General features: G+C 69.3%; 18 protein-coding genes. 17 read left to right on the top strand and 1 reads right to left on the bottom strand.

The window, feature by feature from the left end:
- Positions 1 to 22 precede the first annotated feature (22 nt).
- The 17 genes from tssF to ACIP1U_RS26260 all read left to right on the top strand — a co-directional run bounded on the left by tssF (position 23) and on the right by ACIP1U_RS26260 (position 22,834).
- Positions 23 to 1,786, top strand: coding sequence for a type VI secretion system baseplate subunit TssF (gene tssF, locus ACIP1U_RS26340; protein ID WP_400321463.1), 1,764 nt, complete (start codon positions 23 to 25; stop codon positions 1,784 to 1,786).
- A complete protein-coding gene (tssG, locus tag ACIP1U_RS26335) occupies positions 1,741 to 2,937 on the top strand; it encodes a type VI secretion system baseplate subunit TssG (protein ID WP_400321419.1) in 1,197 nt (398 codons plus the stop codon). The genes tssF and tssG overlap by 46 nt, the downstream gene beginning before the upstream one ends.
- A gap of 11 nt (positions 2,938 to 2,948) precedes the next feature.
- Positions 2,949 to 5,711: a type VI secretion system ATPase TssH gene (gene tssH / locus ACIP1U_RS26330; RefSeq protein WP_400321416.1), complete on the top strand. Its 2,763-nt coding sequence runs from the start codon at positions 2,949 to 2,951 to the stop codon at positions 5,709 to 5,711.
- A 3-nt stretch (positions 5,712 to 5,714) separates the two neighbouring features.
- The gene (gene tssI / locus ACIP1U_RS26325; RefSeq protein WP_400321414.1) at positions 5,715 to 7,610 is read left to right on the top strand and encodes a type VI secretion system tip protein TssI/VgrG; all 1,896 of its coding nucleotides are present in this window, start codon (positions 5,715 to 5,717) and stop codon (positions 7,608 to 7,610) included.
- 58 nt (positions 7,611 to 7,668) lie between these two features.
- Positions 7,669 to 8,331, top strand: coding sequence for a toxin-antitoxin system YwqK family antitoxin (locus ACIP1U_RS26320; RefSeq protein ID WP_400321411.1), 663 nt, complete (start codon positions 7,669 to 7,671; stop codon positions 8,329 to 8,331).
- A gap of 43 nt (positions 8,332 to 8,374) precedes the next feature.
- A complete protein-coding gene (locus ACIP1U_RS26315; RefSeq protein WP_400321408.1) occupies positions 8,375 to 8,761 on the top strand; it encodes a DUF4280 domain-containing protein in 387 nt (128 codons plus the stop codon).
- 58 nt (positions 8,762 to 8,819) lie between these two features.
- Complete coding sequence (locus ACIP1U_RS26310; protein WP_400321406.1) at positions 8,820 to 9,110, top strand: hypothetical protein; 291 nt, start codon at positions 8,820 to 8,822, stop codon at positions 9,108 to 9,110.
- Positions 9,111 to 9,130: 20 nt separating this feature from the next.
- On the top strand, positions 9,131 to 10,093 hold the full coding sequence (locus ACIP1U_RS26305) for a substrate-binding periplasmic protein (RefSeq protein ID WP_400321403.1): 963 nt from the start codon (positions 9,131 to 9,133) through the stop codon (positions 10,091 to 10,093).
- A gap of 50 nt (positions 10,094 to 10,143) precedes the next feature.
- Entirely contained in the window at positions 10,144 to 11,424 is a 1,281-nt protein-coding gene (locus ACIP1U_RS26300; protein WP_400321460.1) for a dicarboxylate/amino acid:cation symporter, read from the top strand.
- Positions 11,425 to 11,454: 30 nt separating this feature from the next.
- Positions 11,455 to 12,156: an aspartate/glutamate racemase family protein gene (locus ACIP1U_RS26295; protein WP_400321457.1), complete on the top strand. Its 702-nt coding sequence runs from the start codon at positions 11,455 to 11,457 to the stop codon at positions 12,154 to 12,156.
- Positions 12,153 to 13,622 (top strand): dicarboxylate/amino acid:cation symporter, encoded by a 1,470-nt coding sequence (locus tag ACIP1U_RS26290; protein WP_400321400.1) that lies wholly within the window; start codon positions 12,153 to 12,155, stop codon positions 13,620 to 13,622. The genes ACIP1U_RS26295 and ACIP1U_RS26290 overlap by 4 nt, the downstream gene beginning before the upstream one ends.
- A 32-nt stretch (positions 13,623 to 13,654) precedes the next feature.
- Positions 13,655 to 14,146 (top strand): hypothetical protein, encoded by a 492-nt coding sequence (locus ACIP1U_RS26285; protein WP_400321398.1) that lies wholly within the window; start codon positions 13,655 to 13,657, stop codon positions 14,144 to 14,146.
- A gap of 45 nt (positions 14,147 to 14,191) precedes the next feature.
- Positions 14,192 to 15,520: a type VI secretion system baseplate subunit TssK gene (tssK, locus tag ACIP1U_RS26280; protein WP_400321395.1), complete on the top strand. Its 1,329-nt coding sequence runs from the start codon at positions 14,192 to 14,194 to the stop codon at positions 15,518 to 15,520.
- Between the two features lie 32 nt (positions 15,521 to 15,552).
- Positions 15,553 to 16,317 (top strand): DotU family type IV/VI secretion system protein, encoded by a 765-nt coding sequence (locus ACIP1U_RS26275; protein WP_400321392.1) that lies wholly within the window; start codon positions 15,553 to 15,555, stop codon positions 16,315 to 16,317.
- 37 nt (positions 16,318 to 16,354) lie between these two features.
- A complete protein-coding gene (locus ACIP1U_RS26270; protein ID WP_400321390.1) occupies positions 16,355 to 20,518 on the top strand; it encodes a type VI secretion protein IcmF/TssM N-terminal domain-containing protein in 4,164 nt (1,387 codons plus the stop codon).
- Between the two features lie 8 nt (positions 20,519 to 20,526).
- On the top strand, positions 20,527 to 21,606 hold the full coding sequence (gene tssA, locus ACIP1U_RS26265; protein ID WP_400321387.1) for a type VI secretion system protein TssA: 1,080 nt from the start codon (positions 20,527 to 20,529) through the stop codon (positions 21,604 to 21,606).
- Positions 21,607 to 21,670: 64 nt separating this feature from the next.
- The gene (locus ACIP1U_RS26260) at positions 21,671 to 22,834 is read left to right on the top strand and encodes a hypothetical protein (RefSeq protein WP_400321384.1); all 1,164 of its coding nucleotides are present in this window, start codon (positions 21,671 to 21,673) and stop codon (positions 22,832 to 22,834) included.
- A 148-nt stretch (positions 22,835 to 22,982) separates the two neighbouring features.
- Here ACIP1U_RS26260 and ACIP1U_RS26255 read toward each other — a convergent pair whose 3' ends face one another.
- Complete coding sequence (locus ACIP1U_RS26255; protein ID WP_400321381.1) at positions 22,983 to 23,444, bottom strand: flagellar protein FlgN; 462 nt, start codon at positions 23,442 to 23,444, stop codon at positions 22,983 to 22,985.
- Positions 23,445 to 23,448 lie beyond the last annotated feature (4 nt).

The raw sequence follows: 23,448 nt of genomic DNA, 5'->3' as shown, positions 1-23,448 counted from the left end.
GTTGCAGGGGATGGCACAAGAAATGCCGGAAGGCATCGGCGACGGCGGCATCCTGCCTTATTACAAGCGCGAGCTGGCCTACCTGCGCACGGAAGGCGCAGCGTTTGCCGAGCGCTATCCCAACGTGGCGGCCCGCATTGCGCTGCATGGGACCGAATCGCTCGATCCGCATACCGAGAGGCTGATCGAGGCGACGGCCTTCCTGGCGGCGCGCGTGCATCGCGACCTGGACCAGGCCTTCCCGCAGGTTGCCGCCGCGTTGCTGGAGAACGTGTGCCCGTCGCTGGTGCAGCCGGTGCCGTCGATGACAGTGGTGCAGTTTGATCTCGATGCCGCCCAGGGCAAGGTGACGGCCGGCTACGCCGTACCGCGCCACACCGGCGTGAGCGCGCGCACCGAAGACGGGGAGACGTGCCGCTTCCGCACGGCATGGGACACGACGCTGTGGCCGCTCGCGGTCACGCACGCGCGCATGACCGAGGACAACGGACTGCGGCTGACACTCGAATGCGGGCCTGGCGTAGACTTTTCCGAGCTTGAGCTCGGCACGCTGCGCATCCATCTGCATGGCGACTGGATGGTGACCATGCCGCTGTACGAGCTGCTTGTCACCGGCGTGGCCGCTGTCGGCGTGGAGCCGTCCGATGGCCCCCCGACCTGGCTGCCGGCCAGCGCATGGCGCGAGGCTGGCTATGCCCCCGGCGAGAACGTGCTGCCACAGCCGCCGCATGCGCAACCGGCCTACGGGCTGATGCAGGAGTACTTCGCGTTTGCGCGCAAGTTTCATTTCTTCGACCTGGACCTGCCGGCCGGCCGGCTCGGCAAGGGCCGCAGCTGTGATGTAGTACTGCGCCTGCAGCGCAGCGCGCCCGCGCTGGGACGGGTGCACGCCGGCATCTTCCGGCTGGGCTGCGTGCCGGCGATCAACCTGTTCTCGCAGACCAGCGAGCCCATCATGGTCGACCACCGGCACTATGAGTACCGTCTGGTGGCCGACCAGCGCCGCGAGGCGATGACCGAGATCCATTCGGTCCAGTCGGTGGTGCTGTCGGATCCGGCCAGCGACCGCTCGCTGGCGGTGCCGCCGTTTGCCGCGGCCACCGATGACCCGGCCGCAGGCGACCTGTTCTGGCACGCACGCCGCGAGCCGACGTTGCGCGCCAACTTGTCCGGCACCGACATGTATCTCAGCTTCGCCGATGCCGGCAACGTGCAGCGCCTGCCATCGGCACCCGTGGCGTATGCCAACGTGCTTTGCACCAATCGCCGGCTGGCGGAGCAGGTGCCAGTGGGCGCGCGCATGGTGCTGGAGAACGTGTCGAAGTATGCGCAGGTGCGCTGCCTGTATGAGCCGACCGTGCAACGCAACCCGCCCATGGGCAGCGAAACCCTGTGGCAGCTGATTTCACTGCTGACGCTGCACCACGGCACGCTCGCCGGCGGCGGCGCGGGGCGTCACGAGGTGCAGCAGATGCTGCGCCTGTTCGCGGGCGACGGCCACCGCCAGCAGGACCAGGTCCGGGGCATCCGCAGCGTGCGCTCGCTCGGCGCGACCGCGCATGTGGGCACCGAGGCCTGGCGCGGCTATTGCCGTGGCACCGAGGTCTCGATCGAGTTTGATCCCGACGCCTTTGTCGGCGGCTCGCCGCTGCTGCTGGGGGCCGTGCTGGCGCGCTTCTTTGCGCTGTACGCATCAGTCAATTCCTTTGTGCGGCTGGTGGTGCGCCGCGGAGACGAGATATGGAAGCAATGGCCAGCGATGACGGGCAGCCAGCCGCTGCTGTGATCGACCGCCTGGCCGCCAACCCGGCCGGCTTCGATCTGTTCCAGGCCATCAGCCTGATCGAGCGCGCGACACCGGGGGCGCCGCTCGGCCGCGGCAACGGCGCGGGCGAGCCGGTGCGCCTGCGTGGACTGGTCTCGCTGGCCTTCCAGCCGCGTGACATCGGCGCGGTGCACAAGGGTGGCGGCCACAAGAGCGGCGGCGACAAGGGCGGCGGCGACAAGAGCGGCGGCGGGCAGGCATTTACGCTCACGACGCCCGTGATGTCGCTGGCGGGGGCCGGCGGGCCGCTGCCGCTTGCCTACACGGAGATGCTGCTTGAGCGCCGCGCCGCGCGCGACCCCGCGATGGGCGACCTGCTCGACAGCTTCAACCATCGCTTCCTGTCATTCCTGTATCGCGGCCGGCGCAAGCATGCGCCGGCGCTCGGTGGCCAGCGCCCCACCAGCAGCACGCTGGCGGCGTGCCTGGATGCGCTCAGCAACCTGGGCCTGCAACGCGGGGCGGCGGTTGCCAATGTGCCTGCCGTGCCCGCCGGCGCTGCGCGTCCGACGCCGTGGCTGCGCCACGCCGGGCTGCTGGGCGCGGCACCGCGTTCGATGGCCGGTTTGCTTGCCATGGTCGGAGACCGGCTCGGCCTGCGCGTGGGCGGGTCCCAGTTCATTGGCGGCTGGCTGCCGGTCGATGCGGGCGATGCCGTGCGGCTTGGCGGCTGCGGGGGGGCAGCAGGCACCGCGCTTGGCTGCGGCGCGGTGCTGGGGCGGCGCGCCTGGGACCAGGCCGCCGGCATCCGGCTGGATGTGCAGGTGCCTGCGGCGGGGCGCCTGCAGGGACTGCTGCCCGGCGGCGGCGACCACGCGCTGGTAGCGGGGCTGGTGCGCGCCTATGCGGCGCAACCGCTGCAGGTGCGGCTCGCGCTCCGTCTCGGCACGCGCCAGCCCGCGGGCCTGGGCCTGGGCGCGCGCCTGGGCTGGACCGCCTGGCTGGCGGGCGGTGGACAGGCGCGGCCGGCGCCGGTGCAGCTGGCACTGCGCGGCGCCGGGCCGGACGGCGGCGTCCTTGACCCAATGGACGAACCCGCCGAACGCGACCATCGCAGCCTGCATCGCCAAAGTGTTCCGGCGGCACGGGCCAGCGTGCGCCAGCCATCCTGATCCGTACAAGCATGGACATCGATATCCGCACGCTGCTGGGCCGCCTCGATCCCGAGTGCCGGCATGCCATGGAGCAGGCCGCGCAACTCTGCGTCCGGCAGACGCATTACAGCGTCGACGTCGAGCACCTGCTGCTGCAGTTGCTGGAGGGCGGCGCCACGGACCTGCAGGACATCCTCGCGCACTTCGACCTCGCGCCCGAGCAGGTGGCGTCGCAGCTGCAGAAGGCGATCGACGGCTTCAAGCGCGGCAACGGCCGCACCCCCGCGCTGTCACCCAATTTTTCTCCGCTGTTCCAGGAAGCCTGGCTGCTCAGCTCGATGCTGCTCGGCGAGCAGCAGGTGCGGGCGGGCACGCTGATGCTGGCGCTGCTTGAAGTGGAAAGCCTGCGCGGCATGCTGCTGGATTCGGCGCCAGCCTTGCTCAGGATCCCGCGTGCAGCGCTGCGCGAGGCCTTGCCTGCGTTGCTGGGGGCATCGGCCGAGGGTGGCGAGCCCAGAAACGGGGCGATGCCGGCGCCCGATGGCGCGGCAGCATTCGGCATGCCGCAACGCGCGCAGGGCACGGGGCAACCATCGGCGCTGGCGCAGTTCACGGTGGACCTGACCGCGCTGGCGCGAGCCGGTGCGATCGACCCGGTACGCGGGCGCGACCTTGAGATCCGGCAACTGGTCGATGTGCTGCTGCGTCGGCGCCAGAACAACCCGATCCTGACCGGCGAGGCCGGCGTGGGCAAGACCGCGGTGGTCGAAGGCTTCGCGCAGCGCATCGTTGCCGGCGACGTGCCGCCGGCGCTGCGCAATGTGTCGGTGCGCTCGCTGGACCTGGCGCTGCTGCAGGCGGGTGCCGGCGTGAAGGGCGAGTTCGAGAACCGGCTCAAGTCGGCGATTGCCGAGGTGGCGGCCTCACCGGTGCCGGTGATCCTGTTCATCGACGAGGCCCACCAGCTGATCGGGGCGGGCGGCAGCGAAGGGCAGGGCGATGCCGCCAACCTGCTCAAGCCCGCGCTCGCGCGCGGCGAGCTGCGCACCATCGCCGCGACCACCTGGGCCGAGTACAAGAAGTACATCGAGCGCGACCCCGCGCTCGCGCGCCGCTTCCAGATCGTCAAGGTGGACGAGCCTGGCGAGGCCGCGGCCGTGGACATGCTGCGGGGCATGGTGCGCAAGCTTGAAGCGCACCACGGCGTGGAGATCCTCGACGACGCCGTGCGCGATGCGGTCAAGCTGTCGCACCGCTACGTCTCGGGCCGGCAGCTGCCCGACAAGGCCATCAGCGTGCTCGACACCGCATGCGCCCGCGTCGCGGTTGCGCAGAACGGCGTGCCGGAGGCGATCGAGGCGCTTGGGCGCGCCATCGAAAGCGCCGACAACCAGTTGCGCATCCTGCGCCATGAGGCCGCCACCGGCACGGACCGCGCCGATGAGATCGCCGCGGCAACGCGCCAGCGCGACGAGGCCCGGGCGCAGCACGCGCGCCTCAGCGACAAGCTGGCCACGGAGAAGCACGCCGTCGGGGAGATCCTGGCATGGCGCCGCAGGATCGCGGCGTTCCTCGAGAAGCAGAGCCAGGCCGACGCTGGTGCTGCGCATGCCATCGGGGATGCCGCCGGAGACGCCGTAGACGCCGTAGACGCCGCCGGGGATGAGGACGACGAGAATGCCGACAGCGCCGAATCGCTGGGCGCCAGCCTGGCGCGCCTGGAGAAGGGCCTGGAGGCCGTCCAGAACGACGAGCCGATGGTGCCCGTATGCGTGGATTCCGCTGCGGTCGCGCAGGTCATTTCCGGCTGGACCGGTGTTCCGGTGGGCCGCATGCTCGCCGATGAGCTGCATACGGTGCTGTACCTGCAAGACAAGCTGGCTGAACGCGTGGTGGGCCAGGGCGAGGCCCTCGACGCGATCGCGCGCCGCATCCGCACGTTCCGCGCCGACCTCGATGACCCCGGCAAGCCCGTGGGCGTGTTCCTGCTGGTCGGCCCGAGCGGCGTGGGCAAGACCGAGACCGCGCACGCGCTGGCCGACCTGCTCTACGGCGGCGAGCGCAACATGATCACGGTCAACATGTCGGAGTTCCAGGAAGCCCACAGCGTATCGGGCCTGAAGGGCGCGCCGCCGGGCTACGTGGGCTACGGCCGCGGCGGCGTGCTGACCGAGGCCGTGCGCCGCCGCCCGTACAGCGTGGTGCTGCTCGACGAGATGGAGAAGGCGCACCCCGACGTGCTGGAGCTGTTTTTCCAGGTGTTCGACAAGGGCGTGATGGAAGATGGCGAGGGCGTGCCGATCGATTTCCGCAACACGGTGATCCTGCTGACATCGAACGCGGCGCAGGATGTGATCAGCGAAGCATCGCGCGGCGCGCGGCGCCCGCCGCCGCAGGAACTGGTCGAAAAACTGCGCCCGGCGCTGCTCAGGCAGTTCAGCCCGGCATTCCTGGCGCGCCTGGTGCTGGTGCCGTACTACCACCTGGGCGACGCCCAGATCCGCGATATCGTCGACCTCAAGCTTGAGCGGCTGGCGCAACGCTTCGCGCGCAACCACGGCGCGCGCCTGAGCTGGGACGATGCCCTGGCACAGGCGATCACGCAGCGCTGCACCGAGGTCGACAGCGGCGCGCGCAATGTCGACCACATCCTGACCCAGTCGGTGCTGCCGGAGCTGGCGCGCCGCGTGCTTGAGCAACTGTCGGTCTCCGAACCGTTCGGCGGCGTGCATCTCTCGCTCGACGCCAGCGGCGGCGTGGCGTTCCGCTTTCTGCCGCAAGAGGGGCGCTGACGCATGATCCCGAAAGAGGCCACCCAGGCCGGCAGCTTCGCGACACTTGCCACGCCGTTTGGCAGCCTGCTGCTGGACGGCCTTGCCGGGCGCGAGGCATTGTCCGAGCTGTTCCGGTTCAGCCTGCGCATGCGCTCGGCGGACAAGGGGCTCGACCCGAGCCGCATCGTGGGCCAGCGCCTCACGGTCACGCTGCAGCATCCGGGTGGCGCGCCGCGTCACCTGAACGGGATCGTCACGCGCTTTGCGCAAACCGGGGCGGACCACAACCATGGCTTCTACACGGCGGAACTCGCGCCACGCCTGTGGCTGCTGACCCTCGGGCGCGACCGCGTGATCTACCAGAGCCTGTCCGCAGCGCAGATCATCCGCCGCGTGCTGCAGTCCTTCGACGTCGCGTTCGAGGCCCGCATCACGGAGGCGCGCTATCCGGTGCGCGAGTACTGCGTGCAGTACGACGAGAGTCCGTTCGATTTCATCTCGCGGCTGATGGAAGAGGAAGGCATCTTCTACTTCTTCACGTTCGCGGATGGCGCGCACACCATGGTGCTGGCCGACAGCCCGTCCGCCCATAAGCCCGGCGCGCACTGCGCCGACATCGCCATGCACGACGTGCAGCGCCCACCGGCAAGCGCTGCGCTGATGCTGGCATTCGGCATGGCGCGCCAGCTTGGCGCCGCGACGCAGGTGCTGGCCGATTACGACTACCTGCAGGCCCGTACTTCGCAGGGCACCGCGGAAGCCGGCGCGGCGCCCGTGGCGCAGCAGTATGTGTTTCCCGGCAGGCATAAGGATGCCGACGACGCCAAACGCAAGGCGGCCATCCGGGTTGGCGCCCAGCAGGCCGAGGCGCAGACGGGCGTGGGCGAGAGCCAGTGCCATCACCTGGCCGCGGGCGCCCGCTTCACGCTGCGTGGCCACGTCAACCCCGCGCTGGATATCGCCTACGTGGTGCGCGTGGTGGAGCATGCCTGGGGTGGTGATGCCTATCGCAACACGGTGTCGGTATTGCCGCTGTCGGTGCCGTTCCGCGCGCCGCTCAGCACGCCCCGCCCGCTTGTCACGGGCACGCACACCGCCATCGTGGCAGGTTCCGAGGGCGAAGAGATCTGGACCGATGCGCATGGCCGCATCAAGCTGAAGTTCCACTGGGACCGCGCGCCCGGCGCCAACCAGGACAGCTCGTGCTGGGTCCGCGTGGCGCAGGCCTGGGTGGGCGCCGGCTGGGGCCAGCTGTTCCTGCCGCGCGTGGGGCAGGAGGTGGTGGTCAGCTATGTCGACGGCGACCCGGACCGGCCGCTGGTGACCGGCAGCGTCTATAACGGCCAGTCAGGCGTGCCGGTGCCGCTGCCGGCCATGCAGACACAGAGCGTGATCCGCTCGCGGTCATCGAAGGGTGGATCGGCCGGCAACGAATTGCGCATGGAAGACAAGGCCGGTGCCGAGGAACTGTACCTGCGCGCCCAGCGCGCCATGACGGTCTCGGTGGCCGACACGCTGTCCACCACCGTGGAAGCGGGTGGCGAAACGCATCTGGTCACGGCCGGCGACCTGGCCCTGGAGATACGGTCCGGCAATGAAACGCACAAGGTGAGCGGCACGCGCAAGGTCGAGACCCAGGGCGACGAGACCCACGCCAGCGGCGCGGCGTTTGCGCACGATGTCGGCGGCAACTACAAGCTCACCGTGAAAGGCAACCTGGTGATCGAGGCCGGCGGATCGATCTCCTTCAAGGCGGGGACCTCGCTGCAGTGCGAGGCCGGCACCACGCTGAGCAGCAAGGCCGGCACCACCCTGAGCAACGAGGCCATGATGGTCAGGCAGAAGGCGTCGGCAGCGCAGACGATGGAAAGCGGCGGCATGCTCGAGCTCAAGGGCGCCCTGGTGAAACTGAACTGAGCCACGAAACAGATCCATGCCACCCGTTGCCACCCCATCACCCGATCCAGGAGCCGTCATGGCCGAGACCCATGACCGCGAAGGCCGCCTGGAGTCGCGCGTGCCACTGGTCGATGGCCGCCCGCACGGCAGGTTCGAGTGCTTCCGTCCGGATGGGTCGCTGCGCCTGGACGCGGAATACGAGCACGGCGAGCTGTCGGGGCTGCTGCGCGCCTATGCCGCCGACGGCAGTCTCGAATACGAAGCGCACTATGCCGGCGGCCAGCTGCACGGCGTCAGCGCGACCTACCGCAACGGACGGCTGGAGTCGCGCCAGCACTACGCAGGCGGCCAGCCCGCGGGCGAGAGCGTGTGCTACGCGCCGTCCGGGGAGGTTACCGCGCGCAGCGTCTACCGGCAGGGCTGTCTGGAGGAAGAGTCCGTCTACGCGCACGAAGGCGTGGTGGTGCGCCGCAGCCGCTACCGTGCCGGCAAGCTGGATGGCGAAACGCGCGAGTACGGTGCCGGCGGTACGCTGGTGCAATCGCTGCCGTACCGCAACGACCTGCTGCACGGCAGCGTGCGGCGCTTCGGCCCGGAGGGCGAGGTCATTGCCGTGCGCAGCTACGCCGACGGCAAGCCCCGGGGCGACTGGCAGGCGATGGCGCCCGGCGATGGCGACGATGGCGGGGCGGCGCCCGCGGGCTTCGCACAGCGTCTCGAGCGCTGGCTGAGGGGTTAAGGGGTGAAGGAGTGAAGGGGTGAAGGGGTGAAGGGAGTCAGGCATGGCTTTGCAGGTAACCACTGGCGCGACGATGCAGTGCAGCTTCGGGCTGGCGCCGTCCAGCCTCGTTGTGCTGCCGCTTGCGCGCGTGCTGGCCGGCACCGGTGCGGCCAGCGTGATGGACCACATGCCGATGGTCAATATCCCGCCCTTCGGGCTGTGCAACTGCCTGGGCAACCCGCAGGTCGCCGCGGCCACGGCGGCGGCGCTGGGCGTGCTGACGCCGATGCCCTGCGTGCCGATGACCACGGCGCCGTGGCTCCCGGGCGCTCCGACCGTGCAGATCGGCGGCGCGCCGGCACTGCAGCACACCTCGAAACTGATGTGCGCGTGGGGCGGCGTGATCCAGATCGTTGCGCCGGCACAAGCCACCGTGATGACGCCCTGATGTCCGCCGAATGCAACCCGATGCAACCCGATGCAACCCGATGCAACCTGAGGCAACCATGACCTACGTCTTTTCCATGAGCTCGCGCATGGTGACCATCGCCGTGACCTGCGCAGTGCTGCTGTGCGCGCTGCTGTTCCTGATGGGCGTGGAGATCGGCGCCCGCCTGGCGCGGCCGGGTGGACCCCAGGGCGCGGCGCCGCTGGCCATGGCGCCCGCGGCCACTGCCGTGCAGCCCGCCATTGCCCCAGTGGCAACGACGCCCCAGCCGGGCACTGCGCAGCCCGCCATCACCGTGGGTATGACAGCGGGCATGACCGCGGCCCCGGCTGCGCCCTCGACTCCCTGAAGCATGAACCGACCGAACCCATGTCGTTGACCCCTACCCTTGATCTCCGCCGTGCCGGCGCATGCGTGTGGCGCCGGCTGGCGCTTGCGCTCGCTGGCGTCGCGCTCGCCCTGCCGGCTACTGGCCACGCGCAGCCCACCCACGCGCCCACGGCATCTTTCGCCATGCAGAGCGGCGTGCCGGATGGCCCGCCTGCTACCGCGCCCGTCTCCACGCCGACCGGACTGGAGCTGATGCCGGACGGACGCCTGATGGCGCCCGAGTTCGCCCGCATTGCCAGCCGGGGGGAACTGGTGGTCGCGGTGCTGAAGGTGGACCAGCCCCCGTTCTTCCAGGAGCGCAACGGCGAACTGAGCGGGCTGGACATCGACCTTGCGCGCGAGCTTGCGCAGAAGCTCAACGTGCGCGTGCGCTTCAACCGCGACGCCACCACCTTCGACGGGGTGGTCAGGCTGCTGGCGCAGGGTCAGGCCGACGTAGCCATCAGCAAGCTGTCGCGCACGCTGCCGCGCATGCAGATCATCAGCTTCAGCACGCCATACCTGCGGCTGAACCGCGCGCTGCTGCTCAATCGCGTCAAGTTCGCGCAGTTGGCGCGCGGCCGGCCCGTGCCGGAGGTGATTCGCGCCTACGACAGCTCGATCGGCGTGGTTGGCAACTCTTCGTACTCGGAGTATGTGGTGAACAACTTTCCCAAGGCCTATGTAACCGCTTATCCCACCTGGAACGATGCCCTGAAGGCGCTGAACGACGGCCGTGTCGCGGCGGTGTACCGCGACGAGTTCGAGGTCAAGCGCGTACTCAAGTCGGATCCGACCGCGGCGCTCAGGCTGCGCGTGGTGACGCTGCAGGATCTTGAAGATACCCTGGGCATCGCCGTCAATGTCTCGGCGCCGGCGCTGCTGGGCTTTGTCAACCAGTTCCTTGCCGAGCGCCCCAGGCGGCTCGAGGTCGCGGACGTGCTGCAGGCGGCCACCCAATGAGCGCGCCCGCCATGAAGCCGGGCACGGCCCAGGCACAACACGCCGCGTCCATGAAGCTGGATGCCCGCAAGCTCTACGCCATCGCCCTCAATCCGTGGGTGGTGATCGGCAGCCTGGCGCTGGGCGGTGCCACCGGGCTGCTCTGGCCCGCGCTGGCGCGGCATCTCGGGGTGGTGGGCGATGTCTATGTCGACCTGCTCAAGATGACCACGCTGCCGTTCATGGTGTCGGCAGTGATCTTCAGCCTGCAGCGGCTGTTCCGCGACGGCGGTGCCTCGCGGCTGATGATCCGCGTGGTGACCGTGTTCGTCGGCGCGTCGCTGCTGGTGGCGGTGGTGTCGGCACTGGTGCTGGTCGTGATGCGCCCGGGCAGCGATCTGTCGAGCGCCACCATGCAGACCTTCGGGGCGATGGTGGGCAACGATGCCAGGTCGGGCGACACGGTGATGAACCTCTACGGCGCGGATATCCAGGAAAAGTCGCTCAGCCTGTCCGACGTCCTGACCAGCCTGATCCCGACCAACATCTTCGCGGCACTGGCCAATGGCGACGCGCTCAAGGCACTGGTGTTCGCGCTGATGTTCGGCCTGGCCGTGGGGCGCGTGCCCGAGCGCATCTCCATCGGGCTGAGCCTGTCGCTGGAAACGGTCTACCACGCCTGCCAGAAGCTGATGCACTGGCTCAGCTATCCCTTGCCCGTGATCCTGTTCTGCATGAGCGCGGCGCAGCTGGGCAAGTCCGGGCTGGAGCCGCTGCAGGCAATGATGCAGTTCGTGCTGGCGTTCTTTATCGCGTCGGTGCTGCTGCTGGCGCTGGCGGTCGTGATCATCTGGAAGCGCTCCAACCAGAGCCTGGGCGCCACGCTGGATGCACTGCGCTCGCCGTTTGCGCTGGCGCTGGCCACGCGCAACAGCGCGGCCTGCATGCCCAGCATGATCGAATGCCTGGTCGACCGGCTGGGCTTCGCCCGGGTGCGCGTGGAACTGCTGGTGCCGCTTGCGATCTCGCTGCTGCGCGTGGGGCCAATGGTCTATTACGTCTGCGCCACGCTGTTCATCGCGCAGCTCTACGGCCATCCGCTGGGCCTGATCGATATCGCCACCGTGCTGCTGGCGTCGGTGCTGGCAGGCTTTGCCTCGGCCGGCATGACGGGCCTGGTGATCGTTTCGCTGGTCGGCATGACCTGCGCCTACCTCGGCCTGCCGTTCGAGGCCGCATTCATCCTCTTTCTTGCCGTCGACCCGGTCTGCGACATGCTGCGCACGCTGATCCTGGTGATCGGCAATACGGCAGCGGTGTCGGTGATCAGCCCGCGGCCGCTGCAGCTCTAGGCAGTCATCATGAACAACGGAAGTACGGATGTGACCATGATCGGGGTGCTGGGCGGCATGGGGCCGCTGGCGACGGTGGATTTCCTCGATCGCGTGGTGCGGCTCACCGATGCCGCGCGTGACCAGGACCACCTGCCGATGGTGGTGGCGCATCTGCCGCAGACCCCTGACCGCTCGCGCTCGATCCTGGCCGGCGACGCCCTGCCGCTGCCCTACCTGCTGCGCGGCATTGAACTGCTCAACCGCAACCAGGTCGGGCTGGTGGTGATCCCGTGCAATACCTCGCACCACTGGTATGCGCAACTGAGCGCGCACAGCGCCGCCCCGATCCTGCATATCGCGCGGACCTGCGTGGCGGCGCTGCCTGGCGATGCCGGGCGCGTGGCAATCCTGGCCACGCGCGGTGCGCTGGCCTCGGGCATCTACCAGGCAGCACTGGACGCGCGCGGGATCGGGGCAGTGGTGCCGCCGGAACCGGTGCAAGCGCAGGTCGACGCATGCATCCGGGCCGTCAAGGCCGGCGCGCTGGACGAGGCCGGGGAGGCGCTCGCCAGCGCGCTGGCGCGGATCGCGGCGCTCGGTGTCGGCACCGCGATCATGGGCTGCACGGAAATCCCGGTGGCGGCGCGCGGCCTTGCCGCGCCGCCGGTCAGGCTGGTCGACAGCACCACCGAGCTGGCGCGGGCAACGGTGGCGTTCGCGCTGGCGCGCGGCTGGAACAAGGCCGCATGAAGGCGCTGCACTGGCTCTCGCACAGCGTGCCCGGACTGCTGTTGTGCCTGGTGGCGGGCGCGCTCGCCGGTACGGTGGCGGGGCCGCTTGGGCGCTTCGCATGGCTGCTCGGACAGCTCTACCTGTCGGTGGTGAACATGGCCGCGGTGCCGCTGCTGGTGGTGGCCACCTTCTTCGGCCTGCGCCAGGTGCTGGCGCTGCCACGCGCCGGGGCGCGCTTCGGCGCCATCATCGGCACGGCTGCCGGCGTGGTGGGCGCGTGCGCGCTGGCCGGCGCGCTGGCGGGCGTGGCGGCCGCACCGGGCGCAGACCTGTCGGCGCAGGCCAGCGAAAAGCTTGGCACGCTGATCCTCAGCGGCGTGGCGGACGGCGGCGAAGTGCGCGTGGACCTGCATGGCAGCGTAGCGGCAGGGGCCGATGCGGACAAGGAGGCCAAGGGGTCGCACGCGCTCGGGGAGATCATTCCCGACAACTTCTACCGCGCGCTCGCGCATGGCCAGGCGCTGGGCGTGCTGGCCGGAACGCTGCTGTTCGGGCTGGCGTTCGCCGCGCTGTCGCGCGAGCAGACCGGCATGCTGAGCAATGTGTTCGAGGGCATCTATCGCACCTTCGAGCAGATCATTGCCCACGCCAACCTGCTGATCCCGGTACTGGCCTTCGGGCTGGCGGCCCATCTCTCGATGCACGCCGACCGCGCCGCCATGGGCGCGATGGCCGGGGTGCTGGTCACGTTCCTGATGCTCTGCCTGCTGCTCAGCGGCGTCGCCGCCGCAGCGATTGCAGCCTGCGGCCGGCTCTCGTTCGCGCAGGTGGTGACCGAGCTGAATGGCTCGATGCTGGTCGGCCTGGCCTCGGGCAGCGCCACCGCGCCGATCCCGCACACGATCGAAGCCATGAGCGCGCGGCTGGGCTTTCCGCGCGGGCTGGTGGAGCTGGTGGTGCCACTGGGCGCGGTGTTCGTGCGCGGGGGCGCGGCGCTGTACTTCGCGCTGGTCACCGTGTTTGTCGCCAACCTGTACGGGCGCCCCGTGGGCGCGGGCGACGTGGCCTGGATTTCGATGGCGGCAACCATGGCGGCCTGGCTCTCGGCGGGGCAGGGCGGCATGGGGACGGTGGCGTATGCGGGCGTGGCGCTGTCGGTGCTGCAGTTGCCGGCGGAGGCTGCGGCGGTGCTGCTGCTGGCGATCGACCCGATCTGCGATGGCCCGCGCAACGCCCTGAGCCTGGTGTGCACCTGCGTGGTGATTGCACTGGTTTCGGTGGGCCTGCCGATGGAGCGTGCCGCGACGCAGCCGCTGCAGGACGGGCCGGCGCGGATTGGCCTGCCGGGCGCCCGTTTGCCGGCGGCGCAGGCGGCGGCCGTGCAGCTGGTGCTGACGCGCGCGCAGCTGGCACTGGCCAGCGCTTGCGCGCTGCTGGCGGCGCTGCTGATCGTGCTGATGGGTATCGGGGTGGGCGCGAAATGACACCGCATCCGCAACCAACAAGGAGGCCGAAGATGACGACGCCCGCTCACGCGCCTTGCGCGCCCCTGCGCTGCGTCCGCATGCTGCTGCTGACGGCGGCGTGCGCTGGCCTGCTCGGGGGCTGCGCCGCCTTCAAGGGCGACAAGGTCAAGTGGAAGCAAGTCACGCTGACGGCGGCGGCGGATGCCAACGGCAACAGCCCGGTGGCCGTGGACGTAGTGCTGGTCAGCGACGAGGCCCTGCAGGCCCGGCTGGCTGACCTGCCCGCGGCCAAGTGGTTTGCCGGGCGCGCCGATCTCGGCAGCACCTACCCGAGCGGGCTGCGCTACCGCAGCTGGGAGCTCGTGCCCGGCCAGCGGCTGGATGTCGCGGCTGAAGACCTGGAGGGGCCGCGGGTTGCCGCGGCCTATGTGTTCGCCAATTACCAGGCGCCGGGCGCGCACCGCGCCCGCATCGAGCAATTCAACGGCACGCTTGCCGTGCAGCTCGACAGCGCCGCCTTCACCGTACTGGTCACCAAATGAACCTGACTTTCCCTTCCACGGCGGCTCACGGCCAGGGAGCCACCCATGACTGAGGGCGCACTGCCGGTCGATCGCGTCGAATGGCACGAGGGCATGCTGCTGGCGCCCCAGCATCTGCAGCTTCTGGCCGGGCGCCTGGACTCGCTGGTGGCCTGGCAGACGCTGGCGGCGGCGCCGTTTGGCTGGGGCGTGCGCCGGCTGGAGTTCGACGCGGGCCTGCTGCCGGCGGGCGTGGTGCGCGTGCTGCGGCTGGAAGCCATCATGCCGGATGGCACCGCCGTGTCGTACGCCCGTGACGATGCCCGCCAGCCCCCGCTGGAGCTGGCGCTCGAACCGTTCGCCGAGGCCCTGGCCGCCGGCATGCTCGATCTCCATCTCACGCTGCCCGTGGCGGCAGCGAACCGCAAGGACGGGCAGGTCAGGCGGTTCCGGTCTGTGACGGGCCCGTTGGTGGAGGACGAGGTATCCGACGCGCCGCCCGCCGATATCCCGCGCCTGCTGCCGGGCCTGGCGCTCGATGCCGGCGCCCGGCCATCGCCGCTCCATGTGTCGCTATGCCTCGGCGCGGTCTACAAGGACAACGAGATCGTGCGGCTTGGCGACCGCCTGCCGCCGTTGCTGGAGGTGGCACGCGGCAGCGCGTTGTGGACCGCGGTGGCTTCGCTGGTCGCCCAGTTGCGCGGCAAGGCGGCGTTCGTGGCCAGGCAGACCGCGATTCCTTCGTCCCGCGCGGACGACCGCCTGACCCAGCTGGAGCTGAAGGACCGCCTGCGCAGCCTCGTCAGCGCGCTGCCGCTGCTGGAAGCGGTATTGCGCACGCCGCACCTGCATCCGCTTGCGCTCTATCTGGCGCTGGCCTCGGTGCTCGGGTCGCTCAGCCTGCTCAAGCCGGGAGGGCTGCCGCCGGTGCCGGACGACTACGACCACGCCGACCCCATGGCCGTCTTTACGCCCCTGCTGCGCGCGCTGCGCGAGACGCTGGCGGAGGTCAGCGAGGAGTACCGCGAGCACAAGTTCGAGTTCCGCCACGGCGCGTTCGACATCGTGCTGCTGCCGGACTGGATCGGCGAGCGTCTGGTGGTGGGCCTGCGCGGGCAGTCAGAGCGCGACCTGCTGGCCTGGATGTCGGGCGCGGTGGTGGGATCGCAGTCGGTCTACCCGTCGCTGCGCACGCGCCGCGTGCTGGGGGCGGCGCGCCGTGTCGTCGAGCATGCCGAAGACCTTGGCGTGCGCTCCGGCTCGGGTTACCTGTTGTTCGAGATCGAGGCGGATCCGGCGCTGATCCATGCCAGCGAGGCCATGGTGATCGGCAACCCCAATGAAGGCGCGAGCGTGCAGCGGCCGCAGGAAATGCTGCTGTTCGTCAAGGGCTGACCACGGACTCTTCCCATCAAGGCAAACAGACTATGGCGCGCTACCGACCGGAAACCGAGGAAGACGATCTGGCCACCGGGCAGTTCCGGGCATTCCTGGATGAACTCGTCACGATGCAGGCGCGGTTCTCCGAACTTCCCGATCTCAGCGGCGAGATGGCCGCGCAAGGCATGAATCGCCACCTGCTGAATCTGCTGGAGGTGCAGACACTGCAATCGCGGCGCGACAGTTCCCGCTTCGAGATGGAAGATGTGGCCGATGCCCGCTACCTGAAGGCGGTGCTTGCCGATGAAATCCTGCTGAACGCCGACTGGGCCGGCCGTGCCGAGTGGCACGCGCACCTGCTCGAATCCACGCTGTTTCGCACCAATGTGGCCGGCGACCAGGTGTTTCGCCGCATCGAACAGCTGCTGCTCGACCGCGAGCCGTCGCGGCGCAACCTGGCGCGGTTGTACCTGTTCACGCTCGGGCTGGGCTTCCAGGGGCGTTTTCGCGGCGCCGATGCCGGTGCTGATACCGATCCCAGGCTGCGCAGCCTGCGCGAGGAGTTGTATGAGTTCATCTACCAGCGCCGCCCGGACCTGGGCGGGCGCGAACGCGTGATCAGCGAGCCGGCCTATGCCCACACGCTCTCGCATATCGCGCCGCGCAAGCTGCCCACGCTGACGCGCTGGTCCGTGGTGTTCCTGCTCGGCCTGGCCACCCTGCTGGCGCTGTCCGAGGTGACCTGGCTGTGGCAATCCTGGCCGGTGCGCGAAGCGCTGCGGGCCGACACCGTGGCGGGGGGCACGCCATGACGCACCGGCAGGCCGGCCCGGCCCGGGAGGCGAGCGCATGCTGACCAGCAACCTGTTCCTGATCTCGATCGGCGTGCTCACGCTGGTGGCGCTCGCCGTGCTGGGCGCGGTGCTGTACTTCGCCGCGCAGCGGGCCCGCGCCAGGCCGGCGGCCGAGCGCAAGATCGTGCGCTTGCGCACCGATTCCTTGCGTACCGCGTTCCGCCAGGCGATTGAACTGGTCGAGGGCAATATCGCCTCGCGCGCCGAGCGCTACAACATTCCCTGGATCCTGGTGCTGAACGAGGGCGAGGATGCGCGGCCGCTGCCCATCGCGCAGTCCGGCGTGGCCAGCGTGCTGAGTTCCGACGCCGCCAATGCGGCGGCAACGCAGGGCATCTCCTGGCACTTCTTTGACCGCGGCGTCGTCATCGACATTAACGCGGCCTATCTTGGCTCGCCCGACGACGACACCGATGAAAAGCCCTGGGACGAGTTCCTCGGCCTGTGCCGCGGCTATCGCCCGCAACGGCCGTTCGACAGCGTGGTGGTGACGGTGCCGGCGGCGATGCTGCTGGCAGACGACACCGATGCGCAGCTGGAGCTGGTGCGCCGGGCCAAGCTGGCGCACCGGCGGCTGTGGCTGGCGCAGAACCGCTTTGCGGTGCGATTCGCGGTCTATGTGGTGGTGACGGGCTGTGAGTCGCTGCCGGGCTTCGCGCACTTTGCCCGCGCGCTGCCTGAGCCGATGCGCGCCAGCATGCTTGGCTGGTCGTCGCCGTACGACCTGTCGGCCACCTACCAGTCGGGCTGGATCGATACGGCCATGTCCGGCGTCGTGCGCGCGGTGTCGGACAGCGTGGCCGAACTGCTGGCGCTGGGGGCGCAGGAGGTGGATGCGTGCCAGTCGCTGCTGCTGCCGGCGCGCATCGATGCCATGCGCGGCCAGCTTACGCGCTATGTCGACGAGCTGCTGCGGCCCAGCGCCTATCACGAGCCCTTCTACCTGCGCGGGGTCTACCTGACCGGCGACAGCGGCGAGCTGGCGGCGCACGCGCCGGCCTTCGCCGCGCCGCGGCTGCGCGCGGCTGAGGCTGAGGCCGAGTCTGCGTCTGACCCCGCGGCGCAAGCGGACGAGCGCGCGCCGGCGACGGCGCTGCCTGGCAGTACCGGCTCGCCTGCCGACCTGCTCAACGAGCTGATGCGGCAGCCGGCGTTCCTGCGCGACCTGTTCGAGAAGAAGATCTTCCTGGAGTACGGGCTGACACGCCCGTCGCGTTCGCAGCAGCTGGCACGGCCGGTGGTGCACCGCGCGCTGCGCTGGGGTGGCATGGCGGTGCTGTGCGTGTGGAGCGGGGGCCTGATGGTGGCGACATGGCAGATGAGCCACCGCAATGGCGAACTGCTCGCCGCGCTCAGCGAGCTGCGCGCGGGCGCGCAGCAGCGCGCGCTGGCCGCGCAGCGCGGCCAGGACCTGCCGCCAGACTGGTACCGGCGCCAGGCGCTGGCGCTGATCGCGATGAATCAGCGCCTGAGCGCGCAGTCGGTTTCGTCGTGGTTCATGCCGGGCTCCTGGGCGTTGATCGACGACCTGGACGGGCGCGTGCATGACCGCTTCCAGCGCGCCTTCGGCGAGATCGCGCTCGATACCATCGATCGCGAACTGCTGGCGCGCGTCGACCTGCTGACCGGTGTGGGGCGCGATCCGAGCACCGGCCAGCTGGTCATCGGCGACAGCTGCCTGGCCCCGCCGGGCGCGAGGGGCGACGCCTTGCCACCGCGCAGCCTGGCGCTGGAAGACATGCCGGAGATGCGTGCGCTGCAGCAGTATGTGGCGTCGGTCGACCAGTTCGACGCGGCGCTGCAGGCGCTGCGCCGGCTGGAGACGCCGCAGCCTGGCAACGCCGATGCGCTGCGGCTGGTGGTGCGCTACGCGCTGGGGGCCGAGTTGCAGGGGGATGTGTCGGCAAGCCTGCCATTTTTCCAGCGCGAGCCTGGCACGGGGCGCGGCGCCGCGAGCCTTGCCACCGGCGGCAGGGCGCTGACCGCGCTGGTACCGCCGCTGCGTTGCACCTTCGACAAGGGGGCGCGCCAGCTCGACGACCGGCTCTTCAACAACAATCCGCTGCTGGTAGCCGAGCGTGCCGTCAGATCCGGCCTCGACTCCCTGACGGGCGGCCTCAATACCGGCCTCAATACCGGCAGCGGTTTCAGCCGGATCCTGGCCGACTATCGCGGCATCGTCGGAGCGATCGGCACGCAGCAGGAATTGCTGGCGTCCGGCAAGGGCGGCTGGATCAAGCAGCCGCAGTTCGCGGCGGGCACCGTCTACGAGCGCACGCTTGCGCTGGCCGCGCAGAACCGCCTGCTCGGCGAGGACCTGGTGGCGCGGGCGCGTGCGCGTTCGGAGAGCGGGTTCCAGGCCTTCACCGGCGAGCTGGCGCAGCGCTTCAGCGGGCCCGACAGCGGCATTGCGTGGCAGGACAAGGACGGGCGCTTTGCCGTCACGCCGGAACGGCTGGCCTTGCGCGACCGCCTTGCCGCGCTGCTGAACCAGCCGTTCATGGCGCCCCCGCGCGACCTGGCGCTGCCGGCCCTGCCGACAGGATCGGCGGTGCTGTGGGATCGCCAGCAGCTTGACCAGGCCATCGCGCTGGGCGAGATGCGCAAGCGCTTTCTGGATGAAGGGCTCGCGGGCCTGCCTGGCCCATGGCGCGACGCGATTGCGCAGAATGTGGACCAACAGTTTGCGCGCCTGATGATGGACCAGGTCGCGACCGCGGCAATCCCTGCACCGCTGCCGGCCGACGGGGGCAGCGCCGGGTTTGAGGCCGCGCTGGGACGCATCGCGCGCATCAAGACCTTGCTGGGCGACATGCATGCGATGTCGCGCGCGGATGATCTCGATGCGCTGGTCTCGCGCGATGCGCTGGCGCGATTGCGCGCGGTGGACGACATGCTGCAGCAGTCAGAGCTGTACGCGATCCGGCAGGGCGGCGCGGGGGACGGCGCTCGCGCCTCACGGTCATCGGTGCTGACCGCGTTCGGCCTGAGCGATGCGGCGGCGCTGGGACCGTACCTCGACCAGCAATCGGCGCGCGCGCAGGCCCTGGGCCGCGAGGCCGCGGTGTATCTTGCCGCGCTGTCCCCTGCCGATTCCGGCTCCGGACTGGCGTTGCGCTGGCAGGCCCTGAACCGGGACCTCGAGCGCTATCGGCTCCGCAACCCGAACAGCCGGCTGCTGATGCTGGAGCAGTTCGTGCGGGCCGCGGCGGCGGATGCCGGCCAGGGCGTCTGCCTGTCGCGCTTTGCGGCGCGGCCTGCCGGCGGGGACGACTACTTTGCCGCGCTGCATGTGCGCCTGTACGACGGTCTGCTCGCGCGTTGCGTGCAAGGCTATTTCGCCGACCTGCAGCGGCAGTGGGACGGGTTCTCGGCCACCTTCAATGAACGGCTGGCGGGGCGCGCGCCGTTTGGCGGCGCCGCGCAGGGCGGCACCGCCAACGCCAGTGACGTGCGTACGGCGGACTATGCCGAGCTTGGACGCGTGCTCAAGCGCTACGAGCCGCTCTCGGCGACATACCGGGCCTCGCGCGGCGACGGGCCGCTCAGGAACATTGCATCGGGCGTGCCGGTGCACCAGTTCATCGACAGCTTCGACCAGGTCAGGACGCTGCTTGCGCCCCTGTATCCGGCCGAAGAGGGTGCGGCGGCGGGCTATGACGTGAGCGCGGAATTCCGTGTCAACCGCGGCGCGGAACTGGCCGGCAACCAGATTATCGACTGGACGCTGGCGATCGGCGCACAGAGCCTGACGATGCGCGACGCGCCGCGCGCGCTGCACTGGGATTACGGCAGCCCCGTGACGCTGACGCTGCGCTTTGCCAAGGATTCACCGATGCTCGCACTGCCTGACGCCGAGCAGCGCACGCTGTCCACCGACGGCAAGACCATGACCTGGCGCTTTGCCGATCCGTGGTCGCTGCTGTCGTTCATCGCACGCCACCGCATCGCGGAGCCGGGCGGGCGTGCCGACCAGACGGCGCAACTGCTGCGTTTCGACTTCCCCTTGGCCAGCACTGCCCCCGATCTCACACCGGCGTCCAGGCCCGCGCGCGGCCGCGTGTTCCTGCGCCTGGTGCTGACTGCCACGGGCAAGAAACTGCCGCTGCCGTGGCCGCCAAGCTTCCCGACCCGGGCTCCCGAATGGACCAACCTATGATGATGCCAATGCAACGCGCAGGCGTGGACGTGGAGGCGTTGCTCGCGCCCGTGCCGGGTGACGATGCGGCCGGTGCTTCGCTGCGCTACGACCCCGTCTTTCGCGCCATCGCCGAAGCCCGCCAGCACGACGATGAGTCATTGCCGATGGGGGAGTGGGAGCGCCCGCTGGTCAAGGCCGACTGGAAGCGCGTGGCCGCGCTTGCCAGCGATGCGCTTGCGACGCGCAGCAAGGATTTCCAGCTGGCGGCGTGGCTGTGCGAGGCGTGGACGCATCTGCACGGCGCATCCGGTTTTCGCGCCGGGGTGCGCCTGCTCCGCGCGCTGGCGGACCAATACTGGGACACGGCCTGGCCGCGCATCGACGACGGCGATACGGACGCGCGCTGCGCACCGATCGCATGGCTCAACGAGATCTTGCCGGCGGTGCTGGCGCTGCATGTCCCGCTGCTTTGGCTGGCTGACGACAAGCCGGCAGGGATCACGCTTGAACTCTGGGAGCGCAGCCTCAATCCGGGCGATGACGAGGATAGCCTGAGCCGCGAGGCGCTGCTGCAGCGTGCGGAACAGGCGCCCGACCGCAGCCGGCTCGACGTGATGTTGCGCGACCTGCATGACGCCAGTGCCGAATGGGCTGCCTTTGACCGGCGCATCGATGCGCTGCTGGGGGCGCAGGCGCCTAGCGTGGCGCGCGTGACGGAGACGCTGACGCGGCTGGTGCGTGCCGTGTCTGCGCTGCGCGGAGATGGTGCCAGCATCGGCACTGCGCATAGCGCCGCAGCCGGCACGGCAGCGGCAGTTGGCAGCGATGACGCCGAGGACCAGGCAGGGTCGATGGAGATCTTGCCGCCCGCACCGCAGGCGCATTCCGGCCCGCCGGCAGGCGGGCGTGTCGAGGACCGCGCCCATGCCTACCAGCTGATCCGGGACGTGGCCGACTACCTGGCGCGCCACGAGCCGCACAGCCCGACGCCTTACCTGCTGCGGCGCGCAGTGCGCTGGGGGCAGATGCCGCTGGCGGACCTGATGCAGGACATCTTGCGTGAGGATGGGGATATCGGGCGGTATTTTTCGTTGTTGGAGAACTAGCCGGCGCGAGGCCGGAGAGCAAACATCATCTGACATCAAAGAACAGACGGGGGGAACCTGGAACATGCTGAACACCCAATACCAGGCATTCATCGCCGCCACGGCCAAGGACTGGTGGTTCCTGGCGCGCGGCAGCAATATCCGCGTGATCGATCTTGCGCTGGAAAGCTATTGGCAAGAGATGAACGGCACACGGAATGCAGGCAGGGAGATCGCTTGCCTGCACGCAATCGTGACGGCCTGCATCAGCTGGCTAAAGCTCAAGCGCGGCAAGGCGGAAGGCCCCCAGGCAGAGATCAGTCCTCTGTTTGTCACGCGCCGCCGCGCGATCGCGAACCTGGGTACTGAGGCGCTTCAGGAACTTCATGCACGCCTGACCCAGCTGAACGTGCTGACCCCGGACCTGCGCGGGCGGCTAAGCTTCGACCGGCGCAAGCTCTCGGTGCTTGGCTCTGGTGCCAATCAGGGCGTGCGCTCGCCCTATGTGCGCGAACTCAGGCCGATGGGCGCCGACTATCAGAATGAACGTCTGTCGTATCTGCAATCGGGCAAGCTTCAGGCAATCTCAGGTAGCGGTGTCCACCTGACCCACAGGAATCTCACGCAGATGATGCCGGCCGACCCGCAACGGCGCGCGAATGCCGAGGCGATTGCCAGGAAGGATGTGCAGACGCTGACGCTGGAGGATTTCCAGTTGCTCGATGCCATCGGCCGGGCGAATCTGGTTACTGGCGACGTCAACTACCTGAGCAAGAACGAACGCATGCGATATATGGCGATCGTCGGCGACGGCGGACTCCTCTATGACGTCAACGAGCAGCCCATCACGACGCATGCTGTCAAGGTGACGGCCTATGCGATGGACAAGTACGGCTCCTTGTTCATCAAGGACGCGGATCCGCTGGGTGACGCCATGTTTTTCAACCACTCGTCGTTCAACGCGGGCAATGACGTCATTTGCGCGGGTACGCTGACCATCAGGAATGGCTCTCTGCGCGTCATCGACAACAACAGTGGCCACTACAAGCCCACGCGCGAAAACCTGCACAACTGCCTCAGTGTGCTCGCCAGTGAAGGCCTTGCCTGCAATTGGGCGGCCGTCAATCTTTATGTCTTCGTCATGGGCGAAAAGCAGGAGCACCGCTACACCGCGAACGAATTCCTGAGGGACCCCAATGGACGGCCGATGCGCATAGCCGGTGGCCGCTGGCGCGCGACCACCTCCTGATTCCCCGATCTACGCGAGGGTCAGTTCGGCGAGGAACCGGCCCGGATGCGGATCCTGCGCGAAGCCATTCATCGGCTGCGGCGCGACGAATGACAAAAGGCCAGCGCCGAGGCACTGGCCTTCTTGCTTGCAGGGTTCCGGTGCTAGATCACCCAGCCGCCAGGCTAACACCCCCCGCCCCAGCCGCCGCCTTCCCATCCTTCCCATACAACCCGGCATCCCCGCCGCTATGCTGCCGCAGCGCCTGAATGGCCTCCTGCGTGAAATCGAGATGCGCCTTGATGACCGCGCCATTCAGCGCATTGCCATCGCGCGTCACCCGCGCAGCAAAGATCAGCTTGCGCCAGGCGTCCGCCACGCCGGCATCGATCTGCCGGCCGAGCAATTGCCCATCCGCGCCGGCACGCAGGCCAAGCGCCTGCATCTGCGCCTCGCGCGCCCGGACCTGCCGCGACAGCCCCTGACCCACTTCCACCTTGCGCGTCAGCAACTCGCTGAGCGCAGTGAAATCCCCGCGCTTGATGGCATCGCGCTCTTCCACAAGAAGTTGTCCGAAGGTCTCGACACCTTCGGTTTCACGCTGCAGGGACTGGATCAGGCTTTGGCTCATGATT

The sequence above is a fragment of the Cupriavidus sp. NPDC089707 genome (assembly GCF_044748965.1).
Lineage (GTDB): Bacteria > Pseudomonadota > Gammaproteobacteria > Burkholderiales > Burkholderiaceae > Cupriavidus.
This window is presented reverse-complemented; position numbering and strand designations above follow the sequence as displayed.